Source organism: Acidiplasma cupricumulans (assembly GCF_001402935.1).
GTDB classification, from domain to species: Archaea; Thermoplasmatota; Thermoplasmata; order Thermoplasmatales; family Thermoplasmataceae; genus Acidiplasma; species Acidiplasma aeolicum.
Map to the genome: position 1 here is coordinate 1 of NZ_LKBH01000199.1, position 6,282 is coordinate 6,282.

Annotated in this window: 7 protein-coding genes and 1 tRNA gene; 2 read left to right on the top strand and 6 right to left on the bottom strand. The window is 30.9% G+C overall.

Features of this window, described 5'->3' with window-relative positions:
- The first annotated feature begins 95 nt into the window (after window positions 1–95).
- Window positions 96–167: transfer RNA gene (locus AOG55_RS06080), tRNA-Val, on the top strand.
- A gap of 954 nt (window positions 168–1,121) precedes the next feature.
- Here the strand turns inward: AOG55_RS06080 and AOG55_RS06090 are convergent.
- The 6 genes from AOG55_RS06090 to AOG55_RS06115 all read right to left on the bottom strand — a co-directional run bounded on the left by AOG55_RS06090 (window position 1,122) and on the right by AOG55_RS06115 (window position 5,327).
- Window positions 1,122–1,679, bottom strand: coding sequence for a hypothetical protein (locus tag AOG55_RS06090; RefSeq protein WP_048101664.1), 558 nt, complete (start codon window positions 1,677–1,679; stop codon window positions 1,122–1,124).
- A 145-nt stretch (window positions 1,680–1,824) separates the two neighbouring features.
- Window positions 1,825–2,430: a winged helix-turn-helix domain-containing protein gene (locus AOG55_RS06095; RefSeq protein ID WP_055041036.1), complete on the bottom strand. Its 606-nt coding sequence runs from the start codon at window positions 2,428–2,430 to the stop codon at window positions 1,825–1,827.
- Window positions 2,431–2,518: 88 nt separating this feature from the next.
- Window positions 2,519–2,773 (bottom strand): winged helix-turn-helix domain-containing protein, encoded by a 255-nt coding sequence (locus AOG55_RS06100; RefSeq protein ID WP_162216766.1) that lies wholly within the window; start codon window positions 2,771–2,773, stop codon window positions 2,519–2,521.
- The gene (locus AOG55_RS06105; RefSeq protein WP_048101666.1) at window positions 2,724–3,155 is read right to left on the bottom strand and encodes a hypothetical protein; all 432 of its coding nucleotides are present in this window, start codon (window positions 3,153–3,155) and stop codon (window positions 2,724–2,726) included. Before AOG55_RS06105 ends, AOG55_RS06100 begins: the two co-directional genes overlap by 50 nt.
- A 34-nt stretch (window positions 3,156–3,189) precedes the next feature.
- Window positions 3,190–4,389, bottom strand: a complete 1,200-nt coding sequence (locus AOG55_RS06110) for a signal peptidase I (RefSeq protein WP_048101667.1) — start codon at window positions 4,387–4,389, stop codon at window positions 3,190–3,192.
- Window positions 4,386–5,327: a DUF5305 family protein gene (locus AOG55_RS06115; RefSeq protein WP_048101668.1), complete on the bottom strand. Its 942-nt coding sequence runs from the start codon at window positions 5,325–5,327 to the stop codon at window positions 4,386–4,388. The genes AOG55_RS06110 and AOG55_RS06115 overlap by 4 nt, the downstream gene beginning before the upstream one ends.
- Window positions 5,328–5,535: 208 nt before the next feature.
- Between AOG55_RS06115 and AOG55_RS06120 the strand changes: the two genes are divergently transcribed.
- Window positions 5,536–6,225, top strand: coding sequence for a hypothetical protein (locus tag AOG55_RS06120; protein ID WP_048101669.1), 690 nt, complete (start codon window positions 5,536–5,538; stop codon window positions 6,223–6,225).
- The last annotated feature ends 57 nt before the right edge of the window (window positions 6,226–6,282 follow it).

Here is a 6,282-nt window from a genome sequence, read left to right on the forward strand (position 1 = left end):
TTCCGATCTAACATATATATTATTATTTTTACCATATAATCCTAATTTTCATTAAAAGTAAAAAATTATATATCATCTTAAAATAAACCTTCACTGGGCTCGTAGTCTAGTGGTATGATGTCTCCCTGACACGGAGGAGGTCACCGGTTCGAATCCGGTCGGGCCCATTTACAGTTATCATTGAGTCTTATTTTTAATGAATAGGCAGGCAGTAAATTATTATTTTAATCGAATAATTATCCCTTTTCATTTTTAATTTCCACACCGGGATATAAGGATAGGGCAACATAATCTACCCTATTTCAACTACGTATGCAAGGTCAAAAATAAAGAGATAATTGGCCCCATCTTTTGCTAAAAGCCATAATATTCATGACTAACAAGACCATGGAAACAATTGTGACCAATATTATATGATAAATATATTCACCAAAACTCAATTTTTTGCCCTCAACAATGTCATTGAATTATTATATTCTTAAACCTATCCTTTGTTGGCTTTGCCTTTCTTGACTTTGTATATCCAGCCAACAATGAGAAAAATTAGAGACAATAAAAATAGTGACTTTCCAATATTGAAGATGTTTGATGTGCTATCTGTGTACACACCAGAGTAATATAAATATAACCCAATCGATACTATAAGAAGAGAAAGTATACCTATATACATCGCGACGGTCATGATCCTGTTTACAGTGTATAGCAGCATGATCTTCCCCTATCTGTCCATATGTCTATCCAATAAAACCATTCTTGATTTCTGCCCCTTTGATTCATCAAGTTCTGGCATTAAACACTTACAGGAATCCCTTTTGCAGTCAATGGTTATAACATGACCTGCAGGCCAGTGTGGGACATGATATAGATTAGCCCGGGTTATGTGATGCTTCCATTGACCTTCAAAGAAAACAATTTCATGACCGCAATTTTTACAGATGCCAAAATTTAAAGTCACCATATATTCTAAATAAGAATATATACCATAAATATAAGAATATTACTCTCTGATTATTGGAATTATTGTATTGGATTAAAACTTTAATAAAATCTGTTAGAGCCCATAATCTTTTGAATTTATTGTATTTAGATTTTCTACCAGTGACCGGTAATTAAATAAATGTTTATACAGACCCTATTTCATTTAAGGTTCCCATTATGAGTTTTAATGTATGGACTGCCATGGCTATTGATGTTATTACGGCCATAATTAAAATTGCCCAGAATAATATTAGTCCAAAATAAAGGCTTAATATTATTTTTAACCTAAAAAGATTTATTATAAAAATAATAATTAAAATAACGGGATATGTTATTGAAAAATAGAGTAACCAAACATAGTTTTCATTAATCATATCATACTTTTTTTTAAGTTCCCCAAATCTATTCAATGGCTGATATATATCAATTATATCACTCTCTGCCTCAGGAATTATATCATTAAATATTTCCATAACACTTGAATCGTTGTATATGGTTAATTTATCTAAAATTATTTCAAGATTTTTTATTAGATTATTTTTGTAGATAAATTTAAGAAGCTTTTTTAAAAAAAGTAAATCAGTAAGATTTTTTTCTCTGTCCATTAAGTTAAGCAACGTTGCCATTCTGGTTTTTATGTATAATAAAAATACAAAGAGAAGTATGAAATATATTATCAGGGTTAGGAATTCATAAAGCATTATTTTAATATTGTAAAGCCCCTTATTAAATGCATATGTATGAATGTTCTAAACCTTAAATATCCAAGATATAATTATACAGGATGTTTTTAATCGGTACCGGTAAAAATAAATCTTCCAATGATATCCAAAAAGGCGCCTGAATTTAAATCTCTCCAAGTTTTTTTAAATTGGATAAATATTCCCTACCAAACTGTGTGATTTTATATTTTATACCCATCTTTTCTTCAAGAACCTCAATGGTATTAATTTTTATTAAATCGTTAAGTAAATCTGAACAGTACTTGTAATTTAAATTGCATTTATAAACTATTTTTGTTATTGGCATTTTTTCCCTAGAATTCAATATTTCAAGTATTTCCTTTTCTATCTGAATCTTTGATCTTTTTGATTCCCTATCAAAAAAATTTATTTTTGTTTTATTATCGTTTGTCCGTATAATAATATTATACAAACTTGATCTGAAGCTGAGCTGTTTAACTAGTTTAATATCATGTTCATGGGCAATTTTTTTAATGTTGCTATCTACCATTCCAGCGTATATACCAATTTTTGCATATAATGGAATATCTTCCGGAATTTTAATATTTTTTAAAATATTTATCTTTTCAATTATGGTTCCAGAAAGAAACAAAACCAAAACTTTCCCCCTTTCTGTTAGTATGATTTTGGCGTTTTCCAACAAAAAATTTGAATTATCAAGACATAAATGTTCAAAATCAAAAACCTGAAGTTCATTATTTTTGTTCATAAATATTAAACATTATCGTATTAATAAAGTTTGTGTTATGATGATTATGATAGATCATTTGTATAATAAAAGCATTTAAATGATTAAATCAGATTGATTTAAGATCATTAAGATATTTAATACCAGTTGCAGTAATTTTATATTTTATACCTCCCTTATAATCTATAAGTTGAATTACCCCCCTGCCGGCAAGATCCTCAAGAAGCTTTATTGCATATTGATAATTTAAATTGCATTTATAGATTATTTTTGTTATGTTCATTCCATCACTTAATTTTATGGCCTCCAGCATCTCACGTATTATAAAGATTTTTTTCCCTTCTTTGGATTTTATCAATGCCATGGCCATCGTTGGGACCTGAGCTTTTTTTAATATCTGTGGCCTCTATTGTTTTATAAAAACTTCCATGGTTAATTACTATTTTTCTGCACAGGGTAATATTGTACTTACTGCACATTATCCTTATTTCCGGTGTTATATTACCAGAATATATGCAGATTCTCCTATTAAATGAGCTTCCAGGCACATAATCAATGAACTCCTGAAGTTTTTTCAATTTTTTATTAGATTCCCCGGATAATAAAAGAACCGGTATCCGCTCCTCTCCAGATTTTGACTTTATAATAATATCCGGGATGTAATCTTTACTTAATTTTCCAGGATATTCATTAAATGATTCTTCCCATTCAGAACTGTCGAAAAAAACTGTAAGATTATCACTCATTGTTCACACCTCATTTTTTTATAATTTTCCATTCCTACCACCTCATATTAGTATTCTTCCATGAACCCCGCTTTCCGGGGTATATTAAAATTCCGGCTATTCCAACAAATACAACGGCAAGGACAAGTTTTGAATAAATTAATGCATAACCTAGATATGGAATTGCAAACAAAACGCGTCCCTTAACGTCATATGGTGGAACCGGTTTGGGGTCAGGGGCTGGATTGGCAACACCCTTGGTTCTAAAATACTCATGCCCTCCGATGTGACATATTTTTATAACCTGATGTGCGAAAAGCGTTCCATTTTCCCAGGGGGCATTGAAAACTATTATGTCGCCCACCTTAATTGATTTTGTGTTAATAGGACCAACAACAAGCACAGACCCTGGTTTAATAACAGGATACATGCTTCCTGTGGGGTCTCCTATAACAAAGTAACTGTGTTCAGTTATTCCAGGTGATATTGCAATTGAGAGAATGGTAATAACCACCAGAAATATTATAATATATTTGGAATTTTTGAGCAATTTTTTAAAATTAATTTTATTACTCCTGAAAATATTTAAAAATTCAAAGGAGTTTTTAATCATAAGATCTGTTAAAAATATTATAAGTGAAAGAGTAATCATCTGCCAGATAAGGTAATAATATTTTGAGATTTCTATAATGATAGGGAACGATGCAAAAATTGCGAAAATAAGAATAAAAAGTAATGTTGCAAGGAAATTATAACCGCTTTTATTATAAATAAATATAATTGTAATGCCCAGAAAAAATATAAAAATTATATTGAAAACGGCAAATGAGAAGATTGTTTTTGTATTAATCAGGGCACTGTATGGATAATAATAAAGTAAAACAGATGAACCAAAGAGTAAACCTCTAAGCAGGAAACTCTTGATTTTGGTTTCCTTAATTGCCATGAGAATCAGTATAAAAATAAATGCAGTTATGATGGAATAAACAACGCTTGTTAAAAATGGGATTATATAAAAATGAAATACAATTTTTTTAAATACAAGGCTAGGTTCTATTAAAAAAAATTCCATGAACAATGCAAGTATGCCCAGTTTTATTACATCTTTATTAAATTTTATTTTTATTTTGGGTATCAATGGTATAAATATAATAGCCGGTAGTATTACAGCTAGCCATGCGTTTTTGGTATAATGTAAAATCATTTGATATGAAAAAATGTATCCAATAATAATAAGAAAAAATGTTTTTTTCATATATTATCACCGTATACATAATTCTTAAAATCGTGAAATACAAAAAATAGGTTTTTTTCTTTTATGTAAAATAACGGTTCATGATATGCGTCAGAAAGTTTAACAAGATCCGAGAATGAATCAACCTTAATAGATGTTCCCCTGGGCATGTATTTAATTTCAATAATTCTGTCTGAGTATTCATCGATGTTTTTATCCATCTCACTCCTCTTTTTTGGGAAGCCCAAAAAGGACAGTGATATTATAACTATTGATGCAATGGATGCTGCCATTATAATGTATCCATAAAGTTGCGGTTCTGGAATTACCGGTTTGCCACCATAGGAATCCTTAACGTCAGTATCAGAGGTCATGCTAGCCGGTTTTCCATAAGATATTGTATATTCTTTATTTGCACCGTTTATTATTATCCCTGTTGATGATGATGTTCCGGTATTTGCGTCAATTATTGTTAAGTTTATATCAATTGCAGGCATGCTGGACGTATAACCCAGTTCATTATCTATGCTTGCAGCCTTATTGTAAATGCCGGATATATTTAATGGAATAACCATATCATTAATTTCATGGCTCCCGGAAAAGGTAAAACTGCTTGAATTTTGCATAAATATTCTTGTCCACGAGGGTTCAGATGAGACAGCATATACAGTATATTGAATTAAAACCGATTGTGCCTCGGATGCAAGGAAATTTCCGGTTACATATACTGTCATGTTTTTTGATATATTCTTATAAATTACTGATGGGTTATACAGTGTACTAACACTATAAAGGCTGTTATTTTTTAAAGAATCATTAACATTAATCTTAGCATTTGATGCAAAATCTGTAACGTTAATATTTTTTGTGTGCTCCCTTGGCTCCATAATTATTATTGATGAGAAAATAATGAGTAATGCAAAAATTACAATTAATGTAATGTATAGTTTTTTGTTCATAAATGTTAAGGGCCGGGAATGTTTTAACTTTTATTTATTAAATATACTTAGTAATGATAAATAATAATTGTTAGTATAATAGCTATGTATAATATTTTTTGCCAACTTATTTTAAGGATTTATTGTGATAACAGTTATTAAAATATTAGCCTTATTATTATTTTCTTATTTTTTATTAGCCATCAAAAAATTAATTTCTGGTGACTAAATGAATAAAAAGTTAGCCGTATTATTGGTAGTGCCGATTCTCATAGCACTGGGGGGAACCTTTGCGTTCTCCGCATTCTCTGGGAATTCGACTGTTACCATTAATAACACAGCAGGTCATCTGACCTGGGAAAATGATATGAGCCTTATTGGCACAAATGCCAATAACACGCCAATAACAGTTGAGGGACCAAACGGACATATATACGAGATAGGGGCAGCAGAACCATACCATCACACCAGTGGAATATATAACCTTTCTCTTGGAAACCAGTTCTATACGACAGCCACTAGTGGAAAGGAATTCGTTGTGAATGTGACAAATCTTGCACCCGGTGAGTATGTTGAACTTCAGGCTGTAATAACAAACAATGGAACAGTAGGATTTATGGTATCATCACCAGCACCAACCTTTACAACATCATCAAACCCTGAATACAACACACCTGCAAAACCAATAAATGCAATGGGAGTTACTCAACAGGCATTTATGGGCGACCTTGAGACAAGCACTGGATACATATACAGTGTAAATCAGATATCCGGATTTAACACATCTCTTAGCCCAGAGGGCACAGCATTAATGCAAATATGGATAGGCCTGGGCAACAGTGGAGGACATGATGTAAACCATTACCAGGGATCTGACTTTTCGCTTACAATAACTCTGGATATTGTATCAGACCCGTAAAAATATTTTTTTAATTTTTTATTTTAACCTTTTAATTTTTTTAATTTAATTGTAAGA

What these genes read in the sequence shown, in the direction of transcription:
- AOG55_RS06090 (WP_048101664.1), bottom strand. Translation starts at nt 1,679, where the DNA reads ATGCTTTATGAATTCCTAACCCTGATAATATATTTCATACTTCTCTTT.
- AOG55_RS06110 (WP_048101667.1), bottom strand. Translation starts at nt 4,389, where the DNA reads ATGAAAAAAACATTTTTTCTTATTATTATTGGATACATTTTTTCATAT.
- AOG55_RS06095 (WP_055041036.1), bottom strand. Translation starts at nt 2,430, where the DNA reads ATGAACAAAAATAATGAACTTCAGGTTTTTGATTTTGAACATTTATGT.
- AOG55_RS06100 (WP_162216766.1), bottom strand. Translation starts at nt 2,773, where the DNA reads ATGGCATTGATAAAATCCAAAGAAGGGAAAAAAATCTTTATAATACGT.
- AOG55_RS06120 (WP_048101669.1), top strand. Translation starts at nt 5,536, where the DNA reads ATGAATAAAAAGTTAGCCGTATTATTGGTAGTGCCGATTCTCATAGCA.
- AOG55_RS06105 (WP_048101666.1), bottom strand. Translation starts at nt 3,155, where the DNA reads ATGAGTGATAATCTTACAGTTTTTTTCGACAGTTCTGAATGGGAAGAA.
- AOG55_RS06115 (WP_048101668.1), bottom strand. Translation starts at nt 5,327, where the DNA reads ATGAACAAAAAACTATACATTACATTAATTGTAATTTTTGCATTACTC.